The 24,483-nt window shown below is 61.7% G+C and carries 22 protein-coding genes; all 22 read right to left on the reverse strand.

The genetic code is table 11. The features are described from left to right. Positions 1-8 precede the first annotated feature (8 nt). The 22 genes from BMY35_RS27325 to BMY35_RS27430 all read right to left on the reverse strand — a co-directional run bounded on the left by BMY35_RS27325 (position 9) and on the right by BMY35_RS27430 (position 24,478). Positions 9-1,403, reverse strand: a complete 1,395-nt coding sequence (locus BMY35_RS27325; protein WP_093206158.1) for an ethanolamine ammonia-lyase subunit EutB — start codon at positions 1,401-1,403, stop codon at positions 9-11. A gap of 144 nt (positions 1,404-1,547) precedes the next feature. Further along, the gene (locus BMY35_RS27330; protein WP_093206159.1) at positions 1,548-2,336 is read right to left on the reverse strand and encodes an inositol monophosphatase family protein; all 789 of its coding nucleotides are present in this window, start codon (positions 2,334-2,336) and stop codon (positions 1,548-1,550) included. After that, positions 2,333-3,271, reverse strand: coding sequence for a choline kinase family protein (locus BMY35_RS27335; protein WP_093206160.1), 939 nt, complete (start codon positions 3,269-3,271; stop codon positions 2,333-2,335). Before BMY35_RS27335 ends, BMY35_RS27330 begins: the two co-directional genes overlap by 4 nt. 2 nt (positions 3,272-3,273) lie before the next feature. Then, a complete protein-coding gene (locus BMY35_RS27340) occupies positions 3,274-4,212 on the reverse strand; it encodes an aminoglycoside phosphotransferase family protein (protein ID WP_093206161.1) in 939 nt (312 codons plus the stop codon). A 41-nt stretch (positions 4,213-4,253) separates the two neighbouring features. Continuing rightward, positions 4,254-5,588, reverse strand: a complete 1,335-nt coding sequence (locus BMY35_RS27345) for a Zn-dependent hydrolase (RefSeq protein ID WP_177213712.1) — start codon at positions 5,586-5,588, stop codon at positions 4,254-4,256. Then, the gene (locus BMY35_RS27350) at positions 5,557-6,330 is read right to left on the reverse strand and encodes a DeoR/GlpR family DNA-binding transcription regulator (protein ID WP_218153014.1); all 774 of its coding nucleotides are present in this window, start codon (positions 6,328-6,330) and stop codon (positions 5,557-5,559) included. The genes BMY35_RS27345 and BMY35_RS27350 overlap by 32 nt, the downstream gene beginning before the upstream one ends. Before the next feature lie 63 nt (positions 6,331-6,393). After that, a complete protein-coding gene (locus BMY35_RS27355; RefSeq protein WP_093206163.1) occupies positions 6,394-8,247 on the reverse strand; it encodes a dipeptide ABC transporter ATP-binding protein in 1,854 nt (617 codons plus the stop codon). 1 nt (position 8,248) lies between these two features. Beyond that, positions 8,249-9,184: an ABC transporter permease gene (locus tag BMY35_RS27360; protein ID WP_218153015.1), complete on the reverse strand. Its 936-nt coding sequence runs from the start codon at positions 9,182-9,184 to the stop codon at positions 8,249-8,251. After that, positions 9,181-10,164, reverse strand: coding sequence for an ABC transporter permease (locus BMY35_RS27365; RefSeq protein ID WP_093206164.1), 984 nt, complete (start codon positions 10,162-10,164; stop codon positions 9,181-9,183). The genes BMY35_RS27360 and BMY35_RS27365 overlap by 4 nt, the downstream gene beginning before the upstream one ends. Positions 10,165-10,193: 29 nt before the next feature. After that, complete coding sequence (locus tag BMY35_RS27370; protein ID WP_093206165.1) at positions 10,194-11,762, reverse strand: ABC transporter substrate-binding protein; 1,569 nt, start codon at positions 11,760-11,762, stop codon at positions 10,194-10,196. A gap of 44 nt (positions 11,763-11,806) precedes the next feature. Next, positions 11,807-13,207: an amidase gene (locus tag BMY35_RS27375; RefSeq protein WP_177213713.1), complete on the reverse strand. Its 1,401-nt coding sequence runs from the start codon at positions 13,205-13,207 to the stop codon at positions 11,807-11,809. Positions 13,208-13,702: 495 nt separating this feature from the next. Beyond that, positions 13,703-14,479, reverse strand: coding sequence for a DeoR/GlpR family DNA-binding transcription regulator (locus BMY35_RS27380; protein ID WP_093206167.1), 777 nt, complete (start codon positions 14,477-14,479; stop codon positions 13,703-13,705). A gap of 103 nt (positions 14,480-14,582) precedes the next feature. Beyond that, positions 14,583-14,822, reverse strand: a complete 240-nt coding sequence (locus BMY35_RS27385; RefSeq protein ID WP_093206168.1) for a hypothetical protein — start codon at positions 14,820-14,822, stop codon at positions 14,583-14,585. Positions 14,823-14,918: 96 nt separating this feature from the next. After that, positions 14,919-15,959 (reverse strand): AraC family transcriptional regulator, encoded by a 1,041-nt coding sequence (locus tag BMY35_RS27390; protein WP_093206169.1) that lies wholly within the window; start codon positions 15,957-15,959, stop codon positions 14,919-14,921. After that, complete coding sequence (locus BMY35_RS27395; protein ID WP_093206170.1) at positions 15,959-16,312, reverse strand: RidA family protein; 354 nt, start codon at positions 16,310-16,312, stop codon at positions 15,959-15,961. Before BMY35_RS27395 ends, BMY35_RS27390 begins: the two co-directional genes overlap by 1 nt. Positions 16,313-16,487: 175 nt before the next feature. Further along, on the reverse strand, positions 16,488-17,150 hold the full coding sequence (locus tag BMY35_RS27400; RefSeq protein WP_093206171.1) for an SGNH/GDSL hydrolase family protein: 663 nt from the start codon (positions 17,148-17,150) through the stop codon (positions 16,488-16,490). A gap of 25 nt (positions 17,151-17,175) precedes the next feature. Then, the gene (locus BMY35_RS27405; RefSeq protein WP_093206172.1) at positions 17,176-18,735 is read right to left on the reverse strand and encodes a glycerol-3-phosphate dehydrogenase/oxidase; all 1,560 of its coding nucleotides are present in this window, start codon (positions 18,733-18,735) and stop codon (positions 17,176-17,178) included. A 2-nt stretch (positions 18,736-18,737) separates the two neighbouring features. Further along, positions 18,738-20,252, reverse strand: a complete 1,515-nt coding sequence (gene glpK, locus BMY35_RS27410; protein WP_093206173.1) for a glycerol kinase GlpK — start codon at positions 20,250-20,252, stop codon at positions 18,738-18,740. Beyond that, entirely contained in the window at positions 20,252-21,016 is a 765-nt protein-coding gene (locus BMY35_RS27415) for an alpha/beta hydrolase (RefSeq protein ID WP_093206174.1), read from the reverse strand. Before BMY35_RS27415 ends, glpK begins: the two co-directional genes overlap by 1 nt. A 21-nt stretch (positions 21,017-21,037) precedes the next feature. Further along, a complete protein-coding gene (locus BMY35_RS27420; protein WP_093206175.1) occupies positions 21,038-21,991 on the reverse strand; it encodes an ABC transporter permease in 954 nt (317 codons plus the stop codon). A 2-nt stretch (positions 21,992-21,993) separates the two neighbouring features. Next, on the reverse strand, positions 21,994-22,947 hold the full coding sequence (locus BMY35_RS27425) for an ABC transporter permease (RefSeq protein WP_093206176.1): 954 nt from the start codon (positions 22,945-22,947) through the stop codon (positions 21,994-21,996). Further along, entirely contained in the window at positions 22,940-24,478 is a 1,539-nt protein-coding gene (locus BMY35_RS27430; RefSeq protein WP_093206177.1) for a sugar ABC transporter ATP-binding protein, read from the reverse strand. The genes BMY35_RS27425 and BMY35_RS27430 overlap by 8 nt, the downstream gene beginning before the upstream one ends. Positions 24,479-24,483: the final 5 nt, after the last annotated feature.

Raw genomic sequence — 24,483 nt, forward strand, 5'->3', positions numbered from 1 at the left:
GCTCTGATTCAGGCGATGGCGGTGAACTGCGTTGCAGCACCGAGCAACGGCGGGCTGCTGACGTCCGCAAGGAGGCGGCCATCGACACCTGTGATACGCATCGCCTGAAGCCAAGCCTCAAACTCCGGAGCGCGCTTCAACCCCAAAGTCTCTCTCACGAATAGAGCATCATGAAATGAAGTGCTTTGATAGTTGAGCATGATGTCGTCCGCCCCGGGAACCCCAATGAGGAATGTCAGACCGGCAGAACCCAGCAAGACCAGCAGCGTGTCCATGTCGTCCTGGTCCGCCTCGGCGTGATTCGTATAGCAAACGTCGCAGCCGATCGGCAGCCCAAGGAGCTTGCCGCAGAAGTGATCCTCCAGGCCCGCCCGGATGATCTGCTTTCCATCGTAGAGATATTCAGGACCAATGAATCCGACCACGGAATTGATGAGGAAGGGCTTGTATCGGCGCGCCAGAGCGTACGCGCGTACCTCACAGGTCTGCTGGTCCACTCCGAAGTTCGCGTTGGCCGACAAGGCACTTCCTTGCCCTGTCTCAAAATACATCACATTGCTGCCCACTGACCCACGCTGTAAAGACAACGCGGCCTCGTAGGCCTCATCCAGAATCTCCAGCGTGACGCCGAACGACCGATTGGTCTTCTCCGTACCCCCGATGGACTGGAAGACCAAGTCCACGGGTACCCCCGATTCGATCAGGCGGATCGTGTTGGTGACGTGAGTCAGCACGCAACTCTGCGTTGGAATGTCGAACCGGCGAATGAGCTCGTCGAACATTCGCGACAGATCGCCAAGGACCGCCATGTTGTCGGAGACCGGATTGATCCCGATCACTGCGTCGCCGGCACCATACAGCAGGCCATCCAGCGTCGAAGCGGCGACACCTCGCAAATCGTCGGTGGGATGATTTGGTTGAAGCCTGACAGCCATGTGCCCAGGCAATCCGATGGTGTTGCGAAAGCGCGCAATGACACGGCACTTGCGAGCTACTGCAATCAGGTCCTGGTTGCGCATGATCTTGCTCACGGCCGCAACCATCTCGGGCGTCAGTCCCGGCGCGATCGCCGCGAGCATTTCGGACGTCGCTGCATCCCCGAGCAGCCAGTTGCGAAAATCTCCGACGGTGAGATGGGACACGTGCGAGAACGCCTGCGCATCGTGGTCATCGATGATCAGCCGCGTGATGTCATCGTCCTCGTAGGGAATGAGCGCCTCATTCAGAAAGACTTTCAACGGAAGATCGGCCAGGACGTGACGAGCGGCCATCCTCTGTTGCATCGTCGCCGCTCCAACACCTGCGAGGTAGTCGCCAGAGCGCATCGGACTCGCCATCGCCATGACCTGTCTCAGATCTTCAAAGACAAACGAATGGCCAGAAATCGTTGTTCGGTAGAGCATGACTTGTGAAATTGCGGATCTGGATTGCGGGAGCACCGCACCGCGAACAGCCTCGCGACGCGCTCCTCCGCTTAGGGCGGCAGCGCCTAAGCCGGGCGCCGCGTACGCTCACGGAGGTCGACCGGCGCGTCGCACTGGCTGCGGCTAAGCTTTTTCGTTGAGCAAGTGCAGCGCGGCTCGATGAAGCGCAGGTGTTGCCGCCGCCACCACTCGTCCGTCGAATCCCTGGCGCAGTGGCTGGCCATCCCAGTCGGTGATGACACCGCCAGCGCCTTCTACGACTGGCACCAGCGCCATGACGTCATAGAGCTTCAGATCGGCCTCGATCACGAGATCACAGCACCCTGATGCAAGCAGTCCGTACAGATAGCAGTCGCCGCCGTAGCGCCGCAAGGCGACGGAGCTGCTGACGCGTTCGTAAGCCTCTCGATCCGCGCCAACGAAGATGTCTGGCGACGTGGCGAAGAGCCTGGCCCGTCCAAGCTCCTCGCAGCCGCTCGTGCGAACTGGCTTGCCGTTCCAGGTTGTCGCCGCTGAATCACCCACCCAGCATTCGTCGAGGATGGGCATGTCGATCACGCCCAACTTCGGCACGCCGCCGTGAAGCAGAGCAATCAGCGTTCCAAACAGCGGCACTCCACAAATGAAGCTCTTCGTTCCATCGATCGGATCCACAACCCAACTCCACCCTTCGCCAACATCTCCGCCCAATTCCTCGCCGAGCTGCGCGTGCTCCGGGAAGGTTGCTCGGATTGCGGCGCGAAGCACGGTTTCGACCTCCCGGTCGGCGATCGTCACGGGACTTGAGTCCTCCTTCAACGTGACATCCAGAGGCGCCCTGAAATGACGTTGCAAAAGCGGGCGAACGGAGCGAGCCAGATTGACCGCAAACTCGCGAGTGGTGTTCAGATACTTCGTGGTGGTGTTGCTCATAGCAGTTTCAGCCAGTTAGGCCAGTCAGGGTGATGCAGAACGAGCCGTGCGCGGTTGTATTTCCAGAGACCGTACTTGCGGAAATCGAAGTCGAGCGTCGACAAAGACTCCTGAACCATCGCCCAGGTCGCCCACTTCAGGTCCGCCAAGGCGCGCAGAACGCGCACCCGGGCATCCAGGGCCCCGGTCCATCGACCGTAGTAGGCCTCGATCATTTCGCGCTCGACGCTGTCCTCGAAGAACATCTCTCCAAACCACAGCGCCAACTCGTAGGCACGCTCGTTGTTCGAGGCGTACTCCAGGTCGAGGATGACGATCTCTTTGCCCGGGCCGATCATGAAGTTTCCGGCAAGGGTGTCGTTCATGCATGGGACGAGGTCCAGGCCCGATGCCTCCAACGCCGCGCGCGCTTCGTCGCGCTGCTCAAGCATCCATGTCAGATCGCGAGGCTTCCAGGAGTTCAGTTCTGCTACCTGCGCAACGTGCTCGTCGATCATGTCGAACACCGTCTTGGTCAGCTCGAGCGGCCCGCTGTCATTGAATGCGCGCAGCGCTCCTACCGCGTTGTGGCGAATCTCCTTGTCCAGGAAGTCGAGGTTGGTCGACGTCCGCCAGCCATCAACAAACTCGAAGATTTCGACGCCCTCGTCCTTCATGAAGCCGACGACCGGCACCCCGTATCCGCAGGCATGCGCCTTTACGCTGGCTTCGTGAGCCGCGTTGCGCTCGATGAATCGATCGGTCCCCCGTCCTGGGATCTTGACGAAGAAGTCGCGGGGCGTCCCAGCGACATGAACCCGCCAGTTGGTGTTGCTGATGCCACCGCTCACGGGGCAATAGCTCATGTCCAGCCCGGTCCAGTCCGGCCACTTGCTGATGATTTTCTCGACACGACGTTCATCTTCCGAAGTGCCTTGGCCTAATAGTTGCCACATGGTCAGACTCCCGCAGTGCGCAGCCACTGCTCAAACGGCCAGGACACGGCAACTTGCCGGCTTCGCAACAAGCGCCACTGGCCGTACTTGAAGAACTCGATGCCGCCGCGACGCGACGCAGTCGAGCACAGGCAGCCCCACAGACCCCACATCAAGTCGTCGGCGAACCCGTACAGGCGCAATCTGGCGAGTGTTGCGCGATCCACAATCCCGGTCGTTCGCTCAAGAGCAGCCGCCCAGTCCTCGTCCAATTCGCAGGACTCAACAAGCGTGGCCGCCAAGTCGAGGTGGGGATCTTCGTTTCTGGCCAGGTCATAGTCGACCAACATGACCGCACCATCCGGCCCGAGAAGCACGTTGCCGCTTGAGCCATCGCCGTGGCACAGCGTCCTGCGCTCCGCCGTAGGGCCGATGGCTTCGCGTACGGCCTCCGCTCGCCGTATCAACCAGTCCAAGTCCGCCGGTACCCCCAATGCGTTGAGTCGCAATCGTGTCGAGAGTCTCGCAATGCGTTCGAACACATCCGGCAGGTCATTGACCTCCGGCAGTGGGCCGTTCGCATGCAACTTCTTCTTGGTGGCCAGCACAGCGTCGAGAACCGCTGGCTGCGAGAGGTCGGCCAATGTTGCAGTGCGCCATGGCGCACCCATCCATTGCTCGACATGGACATGGTTCTCTGGCACTGCACACCAGACGTTGGGCGCAACGCCCAGTTGGGCGGCGTGACGTTGCGTCGCAACGGAACCCGACCAGTCAACCCAATCAAGCATGTCAGAGTGCAGGCGCTTCGCTACCCCGACAACGGTACCCTCGCCGTTGACCAGCCGCACTTGCTCGCGCGCCGTGGCGCGATGCATCGGCGAGGCGACTGGCGAAAGACCCAGGGTGCCGGTGAGCCCTGGCGGTATGGCCGTGCCCATCTGCAGGAGCAAGTCACTCATGGGAATGGCCTTCGAACTCGGGACTGGTGAATCTGGTGATTTCAATTTGGCTCTCCAGATGCGAGAGGTTCAGTGCAAGCCGACCAAAGAACGTCGGTCAATGCTCGTAGTCCAAGCGCTAGGTCCGCCGGCGGTGTGCTTTCGTCCGGATGGTGAGTGATGCCCCCTGCGCTGGGGACGAAGATCAAGCCGACCTCGCAGAGGTCGATCAGATTCAATGCGTCATGGCCGGAGATCGTGTCCATTGCCATCAACGCAACGCCAAGTCGACTCGCACTTGCGTCAATCCAGCGCTGAGCCTTGGCAGACAAGGCTTTGGCCGGCCGGTGCTCCGTGGAAGCGCACTCGAATCTCACCATGTCCCGTTGCGCAGCGCTCGTAGCGATGTCGTGCAGGCATGCGCGAGCACGCTCAAGAACTGCGGGGTCTGCGCTGCGCAACTCGATATCGATCTCTGCTCGCGCTGCCACGGTGTTTGGCGAATTCGGCTCCACGTGTATCCGCCCCACGGACGTGTGCAGCGGGGAATCCGTGGTTCCAAGCTCTTCAGCCAGTTGGCGTAACTTCACGATGACACGCGATGCAGCAAGTAGCGCATCGCGTCGCTCGGCCATGGGGGTGGGGCCTGTGTGGGCCTGCGCGCCAACAAACACCAACTTCTGTTTGACAGCACCCCAGTTTCTTCGCACGACACCGAGATGCAATCCCGCAGCCTCAAGCATCGGCCCTTGCTCGATGTGAAGCTCTATGTAGGCACGGGGGTTGACGGGGATGGGGGCACCTCCGAGAAATCCGATTCGCCCGAGCGCGTCGCCGAGCTCAATGCCGTGTGCATCTTTTCTGGAGAGCGCGATCTCCGGCGACAGTTTCCCCGCATACACCGCGCTGCCCAGCATGCTGGGCTGGAATCGGGCACCTTCCTCGTTGCACCAGTTGACCAGACACAGATTGGATGAGAACGTCACGCCGGCCTCACGTGCTCGCATGAGCGCTTGGGCCGCGCAAAGGCCGGCCAACACCCCATAGGTTCCGTCAAGCTCACCAGCGCGCGGCTGGCTATCGAGGTGCGAGCCGCACAAGATCCAAGGAGCGTCTGCGCCAGCTAGCGCAAAGCGTCCATGCACATTGCCGACGGCGTCCACGCCCACCTCGGCGCCAGCCCTTTCCAACTGCTGTGCAAACTCGCGCCGGGCGGCACCATCAGCGTCGCTCGCCGCCAGGCGAGAAATCCCGCCACCCTCCAGAGATCCAAACGTCCCGAATCGCCTCAACAATTCGAAGAGTTGATCAACCGCGAGGTACTCGTGACCGAAGGGGGGCAGACCGGGTGGGAAAGCATGCGTGTCACTCGAACACCACTCGTACGTTGCCGGCATCAAAAGCCTCCTGCAACGCTCGAGGCGGTCGCTTGTCGCAGATGACGCAATTGACGTCGGAAAGCGAGAACGTCCGCACATAAGCTTGGCGACCGAACTTGCTGTGATCGACCACAAGCACAGACTGCCTTGCTTGCCCCAGCAGGATTCGACGCAATGCCGATTCTTCTTGGGCGTAATCCGTCCAGCCTTGTGCAAGCGTGCACGCGGCAATGCCCATGAAGGCGACGTCGTAGTAGTGGCGTCTCGTGTATTCGAGGGTCTCGATACCGATCAGCGCGTTGTCGTTCGCGCGCAGCGTGCCAGGCGTCACCTCGACCTGTGCGCCCTTGTCGCGCAATGCCAATGCGATGTCCAGCGAGTTGGTTGTTACCCTCAAATTCTGAGCCGTCAGCCTTCTGGCTAGCGCCAGTGTGGTCGTGCCCGTGTCGAGGAACACCGACATTCCGTCGGAGACCATTCGACTCGCCAGTTGCCCGATTCGCGCCTTCTCGCGCATGTTGAACCTCTCGCGCGCGAGAAGGGGTTCCTCTTGATCGGACTTCGGCGTGATGGCACCGCCATGGATGCGGCGCACCAGCCCGAGCGCTTCCAATTCCTTTAGATCGCGGCGCACCGTCTCGTCCGAGACCTGAAGCTCCTCCACCAAGTCGGTTACCGTCACGCGACCTTCTTGCTTCAGTTTCGAGACAATCTCCGCTTGACGATGAGGCAAGGACATATCGAAGGAAATGCTTTCCAAGAGATGCGATCGTGCGGGTCATGAACGAGCGTCCAGCCCCGACCGTTGGTGGCAGTGACCTCTTCATTGTGCCATCTCAAGATTTGCGCTTTCGGCCAGAAAGCACTGGGAGAATGCTTGCTCGCCACGCCAGAACGCCTTCGGAGCAGATTCTCGGCAGCGCTCCTGGGCCGACGGACACCGGTTTGCGAAACTGCAGCCGACTGGCAGGTCGATGGGACTTGGCGGCTCACCATCAAGCAGGCATTGCCCAGCATCGAAGGGGTGCGTTTCCAGCGTGGGAATGGCGGACAGCAGCGCTTTCGAGTAAGGGTGCCCAGGGTTGCGGAACAGCGCTTCGTTGGGTGACAGTTCGACGATCTCGCCCAGGTACATCACGGCGACGCGCGTGCACACTCGGCGCACCATCGCCAAGTCGTGAGAGATGTAGATGTAGGTCAGTCCGTGCTGCTGGTGCAATCGCTCGAAAAGCGCAATCAGTTTCGACTGCTCGACCTGGTCCAGTGAGGACAGCGTCTCGTCGAGCACCATGAGTTTGGGCTGAAGAATCAACGCACGCGCGATGTTGATGCGCTGGCGTTGGCCGGCCGACATCGCAACTGGGAGAGCGTCAATCAGGGACGCGGCGAGCCCAACCTCGTTCATCACCGAGAGGACGCGCCCGCGAGCGTCATTGCCGTGAGCGATCTTGTGAATCGCAAGTGGCTCGGCGATGATTTCTCCGATGGTGCGCCCGGATGGCAGAGCGTTGTACGGATCCTGAAGAAGCAGTTGAAACTGAGTCCGCAATGCGCGCAGTTCAGGCGCACTCAGAGCACCCAGATCGTGCCCATCGAACTCGATGGTTCCCGTGTCGGGCCGCTCCAACAGCGTCAGCAATCTCGTCAGGGTTGATTTTCCACAGCCCGACTCGCCAACGATACCGATGCTTTCGCCGCGCGATACCGAGAAGGTGATGTTGCGAACGGCCTGAACTTCATGTACGCGATTGAATGCAGTACGGTCGCGCACACGATAGAGCTTGCTCACGTTCTGCACTTTGAGGATGGGGTCACCGAGATTGACCGCGGGCGTGGATCGCGCGATCTCGCTTGCCCCTGTCGTCCAGATTTCCGGGATCTTCTTCAGAAGCTCGCGCGTGTACGGCTCGACCGGGTCCGTCGCGATCCGTTCGGGCTTTCCCTGCTCGATGACACGGCCCGACTGCAAAACGACGAGGCTGTCGGCGACTTGCGAGCACACCGGCAAGGAGGCCGAGACGAAAACAACGCTCGTGCCATAGCTGTCCACCAGCTCTCGCAAGAGCCTCAGGATCTGGGCGCCGACCGTGACATCCAGTGGCTGCGTGATGTTGTCCGCGATCAGCAGCGACGGCTCGGCTATCAGTGCATCGGCAATCATGACGCGCTGCATCATTCCGCCCGAAAACTGGAACGGATACTCGTTGTAGCGCTTGGCCGGTGCCGGGATTCGCACCGAGGCGAGCAACGACAGTACCTTTTCACGTGCCTCGGCCGCGCTCATCCCTGGACGAACCGCGCGAAGCTTTTCCGCGATCTGGGAGCCGATCGGCAGCGTTGGGTCGAGCGCACGCGTCGGGTCGGCCCCGATATAGCCGATTTCGCTGCCTCGCAGGGCAGCAAGCGGGTCGATCGTGCCAACGGCCATGTCGGCACCTTTGTAGAGGACCTTGCCCGCCCGAACATGAAGGGATGGCGGAAGCCACCCGACAAGAGCACGCGCGAGCACGGTTTTGCCGGCGCCGCTCTCTCCGATGATGCCCAGGACCTGGTTGGCTTCCACGCGCAGGTTGATCCCCTCCAGGATGGGGGTCTCGGCCAACGCGCTATGCCGTGTCGAATTGGATCGTGCTGCCACGCACAAACCCCTGACTTCAAGCAGCGGTGCGGTAGTCATGCTAGTTTCCTTTGAGTACGGCGTTGCGTGCACGCTCGAGTGCCGAGCCGATCAGGTTGATGCTGGTCAGGGAAACCAGAAGAAAGGCCCCGGGCATCGTTGCAATCCACCAGGCATTGATGAGGTATTTGCGCCCGTCCGCGATGATGTTGCCGAAACTCGGCGTCGGTGGCTGCACACCCAATCCAAGGAATCCAAGGGTTGCCTCGAAAATCATCATGCGCGCGATGTCCAGGACCGAAACGAAGGCGATGGGAGGCAGGACCGCCGGCGCGATCATGAGCAGCATGATTCGCCAGTCGGAGGCGCCCAGAATCCGCGCACCTCTTACTGCCTCGCGCTTCGATTCAGCCAGCGCGGCGCTGCGTGCCACGCGGGCATAGAGTGGCCATCCTGACAGCGCCAGCACAAGCACGATCGCCGGAATCGTCGGGCGGGATACGCCAAGCACGGTGATCGCAAGGATGATCATCGGGATAGACAACTGGGCATCCGCCAGTCGCATGATGATGGAACCAAGACGCCCGCCCTTGAACCCTGCGATCAAGCCAAGGGCGCAGCCCATCACGAACATGAGAACCACCGTTCCAATGCCGATCATGAGCGAGTAGCGCAGACCGATCAGACTTCGAACCAACGTGTCACGACCGAGCTGATCGGTACCGAGTGGATGCGCCCAGGTCGATCCTTCGAACGGTATCGGTGGTTTGAAGCGCATCGAGACCGCGGCCTTGCCGGGATCGATATTCGACAGCAAGGGGTAGAGCACGGTCAGCGCCAGTACGCAGATGAAGACAACGACCCCAATGCGGAACTCCCAGGAAGCCCACGCGCGATTGAGGATGCGGCGAGGCACCGAGCTATAGCGCACGACCTCGGGGACTGGCGCGCTCGGGCCAAGTGGTCTGCCGAAGTCAGCTGTCATGGTCTTGCTCATACGGTTTCCAGGCGTGGATCGATCGCAGCGGCGGCAAGGTCCACGATGATGTTGATCAATACGAAAATGGAAGAGGTGATGACCGCGATACCCTGAATCAACGGGAAATCCCGCTGCAACACAGCGTTCACGGTCAGAAGGCCCAGTCCCGGGTAGTCGAAGATGAACTCGACGATGAGCACCCCACCCAGTAATCCGGACAGTTGAATCCCGAACACGTTGAGAAGCGGCACGCTTGCGTTGCGAAGCGCGTGCCGCCAGATCATCTGGGTGCGGTTGATGCCGCGCACGGTGCCGGCGTCGATGAAAGGCTCGCTCATCACCTGCGCCATCGAAACGGTCAGCGTCCTGATAATGAACGGCGCCATCTCGATGGCCAGGACGATCGCAGGAAGGATCGTGTAGGCAAACCCTTGATAGCCGATGGATGGAATCCATCCAAGTTTGACCGACAGCACGATCGTCAACACGATTCCGAGCCAGAAGTTCGGCATGGAGACGAACAAAGATCCCGAATAGAAGGCGAGTTTGTCAGGCCAGCGCCCCGGATGTAGCCCTCCAGCAATGCCGAGCGGGACACCGATCAGCAACGCGAAGAGGAATGCGACCGATGCCAGCTGCAAGGTCATCGGAAGAGTCTGCGCGACCAGATCAAGCACTGCGGCACGCTCGGCCCGAGACGGGTCGTCGTAAGTCGAGCCTCCGACGGCAGAGCCGTTCACGGGCCTGACGAACGATTCGCCCATATCACCATGCGCCAGACGGACGATGTAGCGTCCGAATTGCACAGGTATCGGGGCATTCAGGCCAAGGCGCTCACTGGCTTCCTGCACGACGCTGTCCGGCGCCATCCCGCCAACCATGAGACGGACGGGATCTCCAGGAACCACACGCATCAGCGTGAAGATCAGCATTGCGACCAGCAGGACGATCAACGCGCCTTGCAGCAGGCGTCGCACAAGGAAGCCTAGGTAGTACATGTCGGTGCTTTGAACTGGTGCGGCGTCGTTTACTTGCCCGCGCGCGAGGCCTTGGACAAGTCGATCATTCCATTCGGATAGACGTACAGCCCCTCCAGGTCCTTGACCATTGCGTGAATGAACACCGACGTGAAGAGTGAGTACGCGGGAACCTTGCGCGCAAGCATCGGAAGGGTCTCCTTCTGGAGAATCTTCTTGCGCTCTGCGGGTGTGGCCGCATTTCGTTCCTTGTCGAGCGTGGCGTCCAGTTCCTTGTCCACAATGCCGCAGATGCGCTTGGACGAAGAGTGGAAGTGCGTACGAAGCACGAGATCAGGCTCGGGCGAACCAGTGCTCCACCCGCAGTCGATCATGTGTCCGGGACCGCCACCCGGTCGGTCGTACAGGCGCTCGTTCCACGCTGCAATTTCCATCACGTTCAGCGAGACCTGGAATCCCTGTTCCTGCAGCATGGACGTGATCAGCTCGCCATACTCCTTCGTCTTGGGATAGAAGCCGACCGAGGTGATGTACTCGAGTGGCGGCAGGCCCTTGCCCTTTGGGAAGCCTGCCGCGGCGAGCAGTTGCTGGCACTTGGCGGGATCGTATTCAGGGTACTCCGCGACATCGGTGTAGCCAAACTTGACCGGCGAGATGTGCGCGTTCGATTGAGCCCCGGAGATGCCAAGAACTTCGAGAATCTGCTTGCGGTCGATGGCATGGCAGACAGCTTGGCGAATGCGGACGTCGTTGAAGGGCGCCTTGGAGCAGCGGAACCACAGGTACTTGTTTTCAACGGAAACGGCCTTGTTGACCTTGAAGCGCGGGTCCTTTTCGATGCTGGCGACCTGTTCCGCTTCGAGTCTCTCGATCAAGTGAGCTTGCCCGCTCATCAAGGCCAGGGTACGGGTCGTCGCGTCTCCGACGAAGCTGTAGTTGAGCGTCTGAATCTTGGGCTTTCCGGCGAAGAAGTTTGGATTTGCCTCCAGGACGGTGTTATTTCCCTTTTGAGCGACGAAGCGGAAGGGGCCAGTTCCGTTCGGGCGCTTGACCATGTCGCCGCTCTTGATGTCCTTGGCCGACATCACGGGCAGGAAGGACGACAGGAAGTAGAAAAGGGCCGCGGGATAGCCGAAGTCGCCCGTCTTCACCTCGAATGCGTGCTTGGACAGCACGTTGACCTTGCACTGGCCGGGATACCACTGCGCAGGGCGGGACGGTTGCGACGCGTACTCGAATGTGGCCTTGAAGTCGTCAGCAGTGAGCGGCGTGCCGTCATGGAACTTGACGTCGTCGCGGATCTTGAACGCGATGGTTCCACTGTCGACGATCTTGATTTCCTTCGCCAGCTCCATTTGCAGTTGATCCGGGTTGTCCAACCGCATGGGGGCCCGGGTCAGATATCCGAACACATACCCTTCCAGATTCATCTGCGCGAGCGTGGTGTGCGACGAAGGATCCCAGTTGCCCGTGAGGTTCTCGGCCGACAGGATCGTCAGCGCAGAGTTGTTCTGCGCGAACGCTGAGCCGATCAAGAAATTGAAGTCAGGCCGGGCGGAAGCCGCCGCGAGTGCCATCAGTGTTGAATCGCGAAAGAGTTGCCGGCGCGTGTACTTCATGCTGCTTCCTTGGTGTGGTTTCGAGGTGGTTGGGGGGCGAAAAATCAGTCGCTGCGCAATGCGCGTTCCGCGGCGACCGAAAACTGGAGCGCGAGGTCGTCACGGTGTCTCGCGCTCACGATCTGCAAACCGACTGGCGTGCCTTCAGCCGTGACACCGCATGGCAAGGACGCTGCAGGTTGCCCAGTCAGGTTGAAAGGATAGGTAAATGGAGTCCACCGACCCCACGCAACCGGGCTGCTGGTCGGGTTCCAGTCGGAGGGGCCGTCCGCCTCTGCCGCAAATGGCAGAACCGGGGTGGTTGGCATCAGCCAGATGTCGACGGCCTCAAAGCTGCGCGCGACTTCTTGATTGAAGGCGGCCCTGGACTCGAGGGCCTTCAGATAACGCTCTGCACTATCCCCTTGGGCACTTCGCACAAGGCGCGCAAATCCGGGATCGAGTTCGTCCAACCGTCCCTGCACCGCGCCGCCGTATACAACCCCGCGACCGACCGCCCAGAGATCTTCGAACGTTTGAAACGGGTCCGACCACTTCGGCTTTTGCTCAAGAATCTGAAGGCCCAGAGTCTTGCCGATGCGTTCCACTGCGGCTTGGACAACGGAGCTCACACGTGGGTCGACTTCGGTGCCAAAGAGCGTCGGCGCATACGCGACACGAAGGCCGGCCGGAAGGGGCTGATCCGCGAGTGCGCTGTAGCTCACCGTGTCACGCGGTAGCGACTGGGGGTCGCGCCAGTGTTTTCCACTGAGGACGTCGAACGCAAACGCGCTATCCAAAGCGTTGGCGGTCATTGGCCCCACATGCGACAGCATTTCCGTCGCACTCCATGGCCAGGCCGGCACTCGCCCGAGCGACCCCTTCAAGGCGTAAATGCCGCAAAACGACGCAGGAATGCGAACAGAGCCGCCCCCATCACTCCCAATGGCCAACGTCACGGCGCCGCTTGCCACGGCAGCTGCCGACCCGCAGCTTGACCCGCCCGTCGTCAACGCGGGATTGCGTGGATTTCTTGTGATGCCGTGCAGCGGACCCGTGCTGGAGGCCTTCCAGCCGAATTCCGTCGTCGTGGTGCGGCCAATCAGGACAGCGCCGGCGGCAAGCGCACGCTCGACCACCGGCGCCGTTTCCGTGGCGCGGGTCTGGGCGTACAGCCGAGAACCCCGGGTATTGACCTGCCCGCTGACGTGAATCAGATCCTTGACGGCAATCGGAACTCCATGAAGCGGCCCCAGCAACTCGCCACGAGCGCGTTGGGCATCCCTTTGTGCCGCGACCTCTCGCGCTTCGTCGTCGTAGAGAGCGGAGAACGCATTGATCTCAGGCTGCGTTGCGTGCGCCCTTTTCAAGCTGTGATCGACTGCGTCACCTGAAGAAAGCGCGCCGGAGCGCAGCGCGCTGGCGAGTGCCGTGAGTGATTCGAAGGGGGCGGTTTGGTACTGCAAGATGGTCCTCGGACTTGAGTTGATTGCTATGCAAGCGATGTGCCAATAGTCAACAAAACCCACAAAACAGTCAACATGAGGATTTCCACCTAGACCAGCAAACGGGGCGATCTACGAGTGATTCCGGGCCTTTTCCTTCAAAGGAACTCACAGCAATCGCGACCAACCTCGGCGGGCATTGAGCAAGAAGTCAGCCATATCCAGATATCAACAAATGCCACATTTTGTGCATGCACTGCGGCGAATCTGGTGCAGCCGCACCGAGTGAGGGCGCGCGACCAGGTCCTGCCTGCGGGGAATGCCGTTCAATGCCAACCAACGCGACGGCTACCCAATCCACCTGGCCTCAACAACGACACGCACAGGACTCCCCGGATGCGCAGAGAACAGGAGCCAGCGCAGATGTGTGCACAAGACAAGCATCGACAGGCGGGCAGTACAGCGTGGCTACGCCAGGCGAGGGATCAACCCGTTTGGGGGACGATGCTCAGGCTTTCACACAACCAGGAGTTCGCAGTTGGCCTGACAGAGATCGTCAAATGCCGGAAGGTCGCAGGATGCCGAGTCGGTGATCAAGATGCCGATGTCAGCCATTGGCGCGTACACGACCCGGCTGGTCTGGCCGATCTTGCTGTGGTCGGCCAGCACTATCCGGCGCTTGGACCGCTCTACCATGGCACGCGCGATGGCGGCTTCGTGGTGCTCGAAACTGGTTGCTCCAGCCTCTCGACTGACGCCAACGGGCGAGAGCAATGCCACGTCCGCGCGGAACCGATGGATCTCCGCGACCGTTGTCTCGCCATAGGTGCAGGCCGACGTTGCGCTGACCTTGCCTCCCAATAGCACCAGGTGATTCCTTTCCTCCAACTCGGAGAAAGGGGTCGCGAGCTTGAGCCCTATGTTGAGGCCGTTGGTGACGATGGTGAGGCCTGCCATGGATGCCAGTTCTTCGGCCACAGCGGTGGTCGTGCTTCCGGAATCCATGAACACCGTTTGTCCAGGCTCGAGAAGCCCCGCCGCCGCACGCGCGATGCTGCGTTTTTCCTTGGCGCGGATCGTTTGACCGACGGCCGGTGAAGGCTCAGTTTGGGGTGCGATGGCGACGACACCGCCATGCACTCGACGAAGGACGCCCTGCGCCTCGAGTTCCAGGACGTCGCGCCGTACCGTTTCGCGCGAGACGGAAAGATCTTGCGCAATCCGATCCACACTCAGGTGTGGACGTATGAACAACAGGCTGCGAATGCGCAGCATCCGGGCTTCTTGCAACATGGTGGGGTACGGGTGAGAGAGAACCTCATACAGAGGAGGATGGAGACACCCAAGCCGCGCAAAACTGCTTGAGGTCCTTGTTGTCCTGCTGGGGCGCCGCCTCCTACTTCAGTTGTTCCTGAGAAACGAGTACGGCGGAGGTCGACGCAAAGATCCCATGCCTCAAGGCCCAAACGCAGGCCCCCAGGCGCAGCAATCTCTCCACATTGCTGTCGTAGAGCACGCTCTCTACATCCTCCTGGCCTATCAGATCGGAAATGCAGGCAAGCGCGTCCGCGGGCGTAAAGCCTACCCCCGCGCGTGCCATTTCGATCACCGTCACAAGAACATCGGTCTTCTTCATCTCAGGCCTTCAGGATCAAGTCGAATACGTCGTCGCTGCCATCGACCAAACGTCCACAGCAGGCTCATGTCCGTTGCCCTTCATGAGGTGGTGGTTTCAATCCTTGGCCGGGCGAGGACTGATGCTGGCCCCCGCTGTAAACGCCTCATCTCTTCTGTACTCTGTTGGCGTCATGCCCTTCAGTTGCCGAAACTGGCGGTTGAAGTGCGAGATGTTGTTGAAGCCGACCTCGTAGCAAATATCCGAAACCAGCTTGGATGTCTGGCGCAACAACCGACTGGCTTCGGCCACTCTGATTCGAGCGATGAAATCAGATAGATTCCATCCGGTCGCGCGTCGGAACGAGCGAGAAAACGCGTACTCGCTCATGTTCACCAGCCTGCTCATATCCGACAGGTACAACCTGTCCGAGTAGTTCACTTGAATGTGTTGGAGCGCTCGGTCAATTGGATGGATTGGACTTGTACGCAGGACCGACATGTCATTCCATGAAACCGGCGAGAGCCGGCGATATTCCGGCCGCCGGGCGAGGTACATCAGCAACTCCGCCAATGCTGCAAAGCGGGTCAAACCCGTGCTGCTTTGGATTGTTTCGAACCATACGCGCGCAGCTTGACCGACGCCCGGGAACTCGACGCCATGCTTCGCGTGCGCCAGCAGCGTTGAAATGTCACGCAACTCGGGAAATAGATCGATTGCCCTGTGCAACAGGTGATCCTGGAAGTGAATCCCCAAGCTGCGAACTTGCACTCCGCCTTCAGGAACATCGATCGAGATGAAGTTGTGTGGCACACCAGGTCCGAGAAGCACCAGGAACCCCGGCTCGAAACTCTCGACCGAGTCCCCGATGTACGCCTTGCCATGTGTCTCCACAATGAGGTGGAGCTCATACTCATCGTGGTAGTGCCATCGATCAAACTGGGAGGGGGCACTGTAGGCAAGGTAGCCGATGTCATCGGACGTGGCCGCCACGCCAAGTCCTTGATTTCGTGAAAGTGAATGCTCGAACGCAGCGCCATGCCACCGCGCCCGCGAATCTGTACGCACGGACGTGTGTCGACTCTGCGGCGCATCGCGACTCACCGCCAACTTGATGCTTCTCTTCGACGACCGCAGCAGTTCGTCGGCTCTTGCCATCACACTGCCGCCGTAACGATGACTTCAATCAACAACTCGGGCGCAGCCAACCTGGCCTCGCACGTCGCCCGTGCCGGACCGAAACCAGCGGGAATCCAAGTGTCCCAGACATCGTTCATTCTGATGAGGTCTGCACGCAGGTCCTTGAGCCAGATCTGAGCGCTCAGGATTCTCTCCTTGCTGCTGCCGACGCTGGCCAGACATGCGTCGATGGTGGCGAGCACGCTTTTCGTCTGCACGACGATATCGCCCCCACGAATGGCAGAAGTGATACCCGCAAGGTAGACGACACCGTTGTGCACGACGGTGCGGGACATGCGGCGGGTGGATTCGTTGCGCTGGATCTCAGACATTTGGTAGTGCCCTCTTCTGTGGGCAGCGAAGAAAGATGCAATGCGGTCGTCATCCACCAGCGGTTCTTCGCTCTGGCGAGTTCGTCGTGGTGGCGACCTTGGTTGGAGTTCGGTCACTTTTCCGCAGTGGTCGAACGTGGCGGATGGACTTCTGCACAAGGGCCGGGTTGGTAGCTCAGCTTGAGAAGACCTGCGAGGTGATCGCCGTCGCGAGTGCCGTACCGAGAACTGCGTTGTTCTCCACGGAGAAATGGATCCCGTCCACCCCCTCGGTATTGATCACGGCGCCGGCGTCGAAAAACGGGATTTGGGCGAAGTCCGCGAACTTCCGATAGAGCTGCGCCATCTGGAGCGTCTTGGTACGGCCGCCATTGAACAGTTCATCGAACCATGGGCTCGGCATCTCCGCGGCCAATGGCGGTGGAGCCACCAGCAGGACTTTCGGCGCCGGATATGCGGTGCCGACGCCCCCCATGGAGAAGGCGATTTGCCCCACCAGCTTCGAGATGCCGGCAGCGATCTCAAATGGGGTTCGATTGAAATAGGCCTTCGTGTCGTTGGTGCCCAGCATCAAAACCACCAAGTCCAGCGGCAAGTGCGATGCCAGCGCGGAAGGAAGATACATCGCACCGTTCAGGCGCGGATCCAGCGGGTCGTCAACGTTCGTGGTGCGGCCGCTCAACCCTTCTTCGATGATCTCAAAACCGTCGCCCAGCTTGCCAGCCAGCACGCCCGTCCAGCGCTCCTCCTTGCGATATCGTTCGACCGGAACGCCCGCAAGGGTGGGCTTCCAACCCCAAGTCAGCGAGTCGCCAAAACACATGATCCGTTTTGTCATTTCTTCTCCGTTGATGAGTGCGCTGCTAGGCCGCGCGGGCGTATTGGGTCGCAAGCTTCTGGAATTCACTCAAGGCCGGATCGCTTGAAACTTCTTCGCGCAGGATCTCCGCCACGCGGTTCGCGCAGCGCGAGGCCAACCGTGCGTCCAGGAACAGCAGTCGGACCCGGCGCGCCAGGACGTCGTCGACCGTGCGTGCGAACTCGTGCCGCGCCGCGAACCGCACCATGGCTTCGGTCAGTCCCGGGCAAAGCTCTGTGTGAGCACCAGGCATCTGCTGCACAAGGCCCGCTTCTGCGCCGTACCGCAACAACGCTCCCGACGGGAGCTGGTCGGTGGCGCCGACGAGCCTCAGTTCCTCGGTGCGGCAGTCTTTGGATTTGTCGAGCAATCCATGTTCGTAGCAAGCATCGAGGGTATCGCTCGCAATCACCCGATAAGTGGTCCACTTTCCGCCGGTCACTGTCACCAGCCCCGTCGCGCTCACGAGGATGTCGTGTTCGCGGCTTATCTTCTTGGTCGCCGTTTCGTTGGAGTCGGGGCGCACCAGCGGACGCAGGCCTGCCCAGATGCTCAGGACGTCATCACGTGTGGGCTTGGGATCCAGGAACTGCCCGAGTTCCTTGAGGATGAATCCGATCTCATCCTTGGTCGCCTGTGGATCGGCATCGGCCGTGGGCGTGGGCACGTCCGTGGTGCCTGCGAGAAGCTTGCCTTGCCAGGGAATGGCGAACAGGACCCGGCCATCGGAGGTCTTCGGCACCATCAGTGCCTCCTGCGAAGGCAGGAACTTCGAGTCCAGCACCAGGTGCGTGCCGCGACTGGGCTGCACGCGGTCCTTGAAGGCATCTGCGCCAGACGGTGCATCGGCCTTGCGCATCGTGTCTGCCCACACGCCGGTGGCGTTGACGACGCAGCGCGCTCGCACGTCGTAGCGCTTGCCGGTTTCCTGATCCGTGCATGCGAAACCCGCGATGCGCCCGCCCTCGTGCAACAGATCACCCACCGCGCAGTAGTTCAGGACCACGGCGCCTTGCTGTGCGGCGGTCCGCGCCAGCGCCAGAGCGAGGCGCGCATCATCGAACTGGGCATCCCAGTAGCGGATGCCGCCGACGAGTCCTTCCTGGCGCACCGTGGGCAGCGCGCGCAGGGTCTCTTCGGCACTCAGCCACTGCGTTCGGCCCAGGCTGCGCCTGCCGGCGAGAAACCCGTACGCGGTCAGGCCCAGGCCGTAGAAGAAGCGATCCCAACGCCGGTAGGCAGGAATGACAAATGGCAGGCGTTTCGCCAGGTGCGGCGCATTGCGCAAAATCACCGCGCGCTCTGCCAGCGCCTCATACACCAGCCGGACGTTGCCTTGAGCAAGGTAGCGCACGCCACCGTGCAGCAGTTTGGTCGCGCGCGACGAGGTGCCCTTGGCGAAGTCACGAGCCTCGACCAGAACGACGGAGTGGCCGCGCGAAGCGGCGTCGAGCGCGACACCGAGGCCGGTCGCTCCGCCTCCGATGATGGCCACGTCCCAGACAGTCGAAGACGCCAGCCGCCCCAGCAGCTCTTCACGCCGGGTTGTTTCCTTCAAAGTCATTGCTATTCCGTCCATGCGCGAGCCCGCTCGACGGCCTTGCGCCAGCGCTGCAGCTTTTCTTCCCGGCGATCACCGGTATATTCCGGCTCGAATCGCCGGTCCACCTTCCACAAGGAAGTCAATTCCTCGACGCTGCGCCACACGCCCGTCGCCAGGCCAGCGAGGTAAGCAGCCCCCAGTGCCGTGGTCTCCGTCACCTGAGGGCGCACGACCGGCGCGCCCAGGAAGTCCGCCTGCAGTTGCATGAGCATGTTGTTGCGGGAGGCACCGCCATCCACGCGAAGCTCACGCAACGCGATGCGCGCGTCGTTGGACATCGCCTCGAACACGTCGGCGGTCTGCAATGCGATCGCCTCGAGGGCCGCGCGGGCAAGGTGAGCACGGGTCGTGCCGCGGCTCATGCCGACGAGCGTACCGCGCGCATGTCCATCCCAGTAAGGTGCGCCCAGCCCCGAAAATGCGGGTACGAGGTAGACGTCACCGGAGTCGTTCACCTGCGCGGCCAGGGATTCGACCTCTGCAGACGCCTGGATGATCTGCAGGCCGTCTCGCAGCCATTGCACGGTGGCCCCAGCCATGAAGACGGCGCCTTCCAGGCAGTACGTGGGGGCCGCGTCCTTCGCATTTCCAAGCCAGCCGATCGTCGTGAGCAGTCGGTTCTGGCTCGTCACCGGCGTCGCCCCGGTGTTCATCAACATGAAGCAGCCTGTTCCATAGGTGTTCTTCGCCATCCCCGGCTCAAAGCACGCCTGGCCGAACGTGGCGGCCTGCTGGTCTCCCGCAATCCCGGCAATGGGAATCGGCACGCCGAGCACGAACGAGGCGGTCTCCGCCACGATGCCGCTCGACTTGACAACCCGCGGCAGCATCGAGCGCGGGATGCGAAAGAGCGTCAGCAGCTCCTGGTCCCAGTCGAGGCTTTGGATGTTGAACAGCATGGTGCGCGACGCATTGCTGACGTCGGTGATGTGCGCGGCACCGTCGCTCAGGTTCCACACCAGCCAGCTGTCGATCGTCCCGCAGGCGAGCTCCCCGGCTTCGGCACGCGCCTGTGCCCCGGGCACGGAGTCGAGGATCCAGCGGATCTTGGTCGCGGAGAAATAGGCGTCGAGCAGGAGCCCCGTCTTGGTCCTGATGTGCTCCTCGAATCCGCGCGCGACCAGGTCATCGCACTGCACCGTGGTTCGGTGGTCCTGCCACACGATCGCGTTCGCGATCGGCTGGCCGGTCTTGCGATCCCAAACGACGATGGTTTCCCTCTGGTTGGTGATCGCCAAGGCGGAAACGAGGCCATGGGTAGACGTCGCACCGCGCAACTCCTTCAAGCGGTGCAGGGCTTCCAGCGCGACGGCGTGCTGCGTCGCCCAGATCTCCCGCGGGTCGTGCTCGACCCAGCCGGGCTGCGGGAAGATCTGGGTGAACTCCTTTTGGGCAACCGCCACGGGGTTGCCGGTCTCATCGAAGACGATCGCCCGGGAACTCGTCGTCCCCTGATCGAGAGCAAGGATGTGTCGCATCAACCTTGCAGCGCCTGTTTGAAGAATCGGCGCACCGACTCGTTGATGATGTGCTTGTCGAAGTCGATCGTCGCCACGTGATACGAGTTCTTCAGCAGCACCATTTCGCGGTTGGTGGACTTGACCTTCTGCAGGATCTCGTAGGAGTTCGCGGGCGGGACGACATGATCCTCGGGCGATACGAGCACCAGGGTCGGCGCGGTCACACGCGGCAGCATGTCGCGCGTGACCGCCATCAGGCCGTAGATCTCCCGAATGCATCGCACAGGGACCTCGGGATAGGCGAGCTCCTTGACGTCGGGATCCTTCACGTCGTTGCCGACACCCTTGATCGTCAGGGGAGCGTCGGCTTCGAAAGCCCAGGCAGCAAAGTCCGGGGCGCCGAAGTCCAGGCAGGCGTTGATGGGGGCAACTGCCCTGAAGGTATCCGGGTACTTGGCTGCCAGGTACATGGTCAGGCATCCGCCCATGGACAGGCCCGCCATGAACACGTGCTTGCAATGAGATTGCAGCGTCTGCAGTCCTTCCTCGAGGGAGCGGATCCAGTCTTCCGCGCTTGTGCGGGACATGGCTTCCGGTGTTTCGCCATGCCCCTTGAGCCGTGGCGCCAGGATGGTCCAGCCCTCCTCGCGGTGCAGGTACTCACCCAGTGGCCACATGCCCGAGGTGGTCCCGGTGAAGCCGTGCGACAGCAGCACACCGACTTCGTTGCCTTCGAACAGGAACGGCTTGCCGCCCTCGACGATGTCGTTCGTCGTCGTCATAGATCTCTCCTTGCGATGGAATCAGGATTTGCTCGTTCGGATGCCGTAGACGATGGCCGCGAGCATGATGATCAGCCCTTGAGCGACCAACTTGCCGTCCTCGCGGACACCCAGCACCGTCATCAGCACGAACAACAGGGAAAAGCACAGGACGCCAACGAAGGGGCCGAGAACCCCTCCGGTGCCCTTGCCGAAGATCACACCGCCCAGAATCGTCGCGGCGATGGAATTCATGACCAGCTCTGGGCCGAAGCGGATGCTGCCGACGGCGATGGAGGCGGTCTGCACGAGGCCAGCCACGGAAGCCAGGATGCCGGCGATGACGTGCGCCATAACCACCGAGCGCTGTACCGGCACGCCAGAGTAGTGAGCAGCGGTAGGGTTCTCTCCGATGGAGGCGATCCAGCGACCGAACACCAGCCGCGAGAGCACCGCGGACATCAGCACCGCCAGCGCGGCCCAGAACAGGATGGGCGCTGGAATGCCCACCGGGCGCGTCTCATACAGTTCGCGAATCACGTCGGGCACGTTGCCCGGCGGCTTGCCGTTGGCCAGGTACTCGACGATGCCCATCAGCGCGACATTGACGGCCAGTGTCACGACCACTGCGGACAGGCGCCGTTTTCCGATCATCAGGCCGTTGAACAGCCCAACTGCAATGCCCGTGGCCAAGGCCGCGGCGACCATGGTTGGAATGCCTGCGTCGCCCAGGCTACCGGACGACAGGATGTAGTTCACCACGAGGATGACGCCGCCAGCGGAAAGGTCGATGGAGCGCGCGTTCATGACCAGAAGCTGGCCGAGCACCACGATGCCCAGCGGCGCAACCTGCCGGATGAATGTGCCCATGATGTTGATGTTCATCAGCTGGGGCCGCGTGGCCCACAAAGCGATGAGCAGTGCCACGAACACGAAGTACGCCGGCGGCCACTTCGTGACACGACCAAGCACGGCGGAAGGAGAAATGGATGTCATGGTCAGAGTCCGATGGTCTTGCGCGGCTGCATGGCGACGACCGCTAGCAGGATGAGGCCCTTGATGACGGTCTGGATGAACGCCGAGATGTTTTCCAGGTTCATGCCGTTGTTCAAAAGGGCAAGGAACGCCGCGCCAGTGAAGGCCCCGATCACGCTGCCAATGCCGCCGGCCAGCTGCACTCCACCGAGCGCGACTGCGGTGATCGACTCGATCGCGAACAGCGCCCCGATGTTGGGATCGCCCGAGGCGACCCGTCCCGCCACCACCATGCCGGCGGCGGCGGCGAACAGGGCCGACAGGACGTACGCGGAAATCGTGATCCGCTCGACCCGGATGCCATACGAACTCGCCACGGCCGCTCCGCCGCCGACGGCGAACAGATGCAACCCGAAACGCGAGGCATGCACCAGCTTCCAGCCCAGGGCGACCGCGCCAACGGTCCACACCACCGGCATGGGCACGCCCAGCACGCTGCCGCCCACCATTTGCGTCACGACAGCCGGAATCTCCCCGCCCGCCACCGGGCGGATGAGCAAGGTCACGCCCTGCACGACACTGGCCGTGGAAAGGGTGGCGATGATCGGATGGACGTTGAGCCGGGCGATCGTCAGGCCGTTGACCAGTCCGATCACCGCTGCCGCCAGGAAGAGGCCAGGAATGACCACATACGCCGGCGCGCCGCTGGCCAGGATGGCAGTGGTCAGGCTGATCACCGCGCCGACCGACAGGTCAAGGCCACCGATCAGCACGACGACCAGTTGGCCAAGGGCCGCGACCAGGAGCGGGACGGCCTGCGCCACGAGGTTGAGCAGGTTCTGGCTGTCGATGAAGGTCGGCTGACGCGTCGCGATCCAGACGGACAGCGCAAGCGCCATCAGCAGCGGCAGGATCCAGAGGCCCTGGCGCGAGTTCTGACCCGTGAGCAGCGACCGCAGGTATTGGGCGTTATGCATATGCGGGCTCCTTCGGGGACTTGGTGGTAGATCGCTGAGTTGTCATGGCGGCATCCACGATGTCGTGCTCGGTGGCGTCCGCACCTCTCATCTCTCGCACGACCCGCTGCCCGTGGATCACGTACATGCGGTCGGAGATACCGATCAGCTCGACGGTCTCGCGCGAGAGCACCAGCACGGCACCGCCGCGCTCCACGAATTCGCGCAGCAGCCGATAGATTTCGAGCTTCGCGCCGACGTCCACGCCGCGCGTGGGCTCCTCGATCAGAAGGATCTCGGCACCGAGCAGCAGGTACCGCCCCAACAGGGCCTTTTGCTGGTTGCCGCCGGAAAGCGCGCCCACGGGCATGGCGATGGTTCGCGCCTTGATGGCCATGCGACGCACGATCTCCTCGACCTTGTCGCGGAAGTTGCCCTGCGGCTTGAACGCCGCACGAGCCGCCTGCAGCCCGATCGCCAGGTTGTGGTCGACCGACAGGCCCAGGAACAGGCCCTCGTCCTTCCGATCCTCGGGAACGAAGGCGACACCCAGAGCCTGAAGCTTTCGCACGCCGCCGACCTCGCCGACCGGCAGCGCAATGCGCCTGCCACGGATCGTCATCTCGCCGGTTTGCGGCTGATGGCGCCCGATGATGGAACGCACGATCTCACGTTGCCCTTGGCCCTCCAGGCCGGCCAGCGCGACGATCTCGCCCGCATGGAGCGTCAAGTCGATAGGCTGCGACGATTCCGAGAGCTGCAGCCCCTGAAGCCGCAGGACGGGCTTCGATCCCATAGAAGCAGCGCGTGGCGGGAAAAGGTCGCCGATCTCCCGCCCCACCATCATCGCGATCAGCGATTGAGGCGTGAGCTCGTCGATGCTGCGCGAGCCGACCTTGCGTCCGTCCTTCAGCACCGTGACGGCATCACAGATCTCGAAGATCTCCTCCATCCGATGGGAGATGTAGACGATCGCCTTGCCATCGGCCTTCAGGCGTGCGATATGCCGCTTGAGAACGCCGACGTCCGCCGCATTCAAAGCGGCGGTGGGCTCGTCAAGGATCACGACATCCGCGTTGGCGCTGATGCCGCGTGCGATCTCGACGAACTGCTGTTCGGCGACCGTGAGGCGCGAGACCAGCGTCGAGGGGGAAAGACGCAGGCCCAACTCGCCAAGCGCCGCCGCGGTGCGCTGTTCCATGGCGCGGCGGTCCAGCCCGCGCACTGCGGAAACCGGCTCCTTGCCCAAGAACATGTTCTCGGCAATGGAGAGATTCGGGAGCAGCGAAAGCTCCTGGAACACGGTGGAAATGCCGCACTCCAGCGCCTCGCGCGGATTGCGCAGTTGGACGGGGGTCCCGTTTTTCAGCACAGCTCCTGCGTCGGGGTGAACCACCCCGGCGAGGATCTTCATCAGAGTGGATTTACCCGCTCCGTTTTCGCCCATCAGGCCATGCACCTGACCGGGCAAGAGTTCCAGCGAGACGTTGTCGAGGGCGACGGTGTTGCCGTAGGCCTTCGACACGCCTGTCATCGAGATCAAGGGAGTCATAGGAA

The sequence above is a fragment of the Variovorax sp. YR750 genome, assembly GCF_900109805.1.
Classification (GTDB): Bacteria; Pseudomonadota; Gammaproteobacteria; order Burkholderiales; family Burkholderiaceae_C; genus Variovorax; species Variovorax gossypii.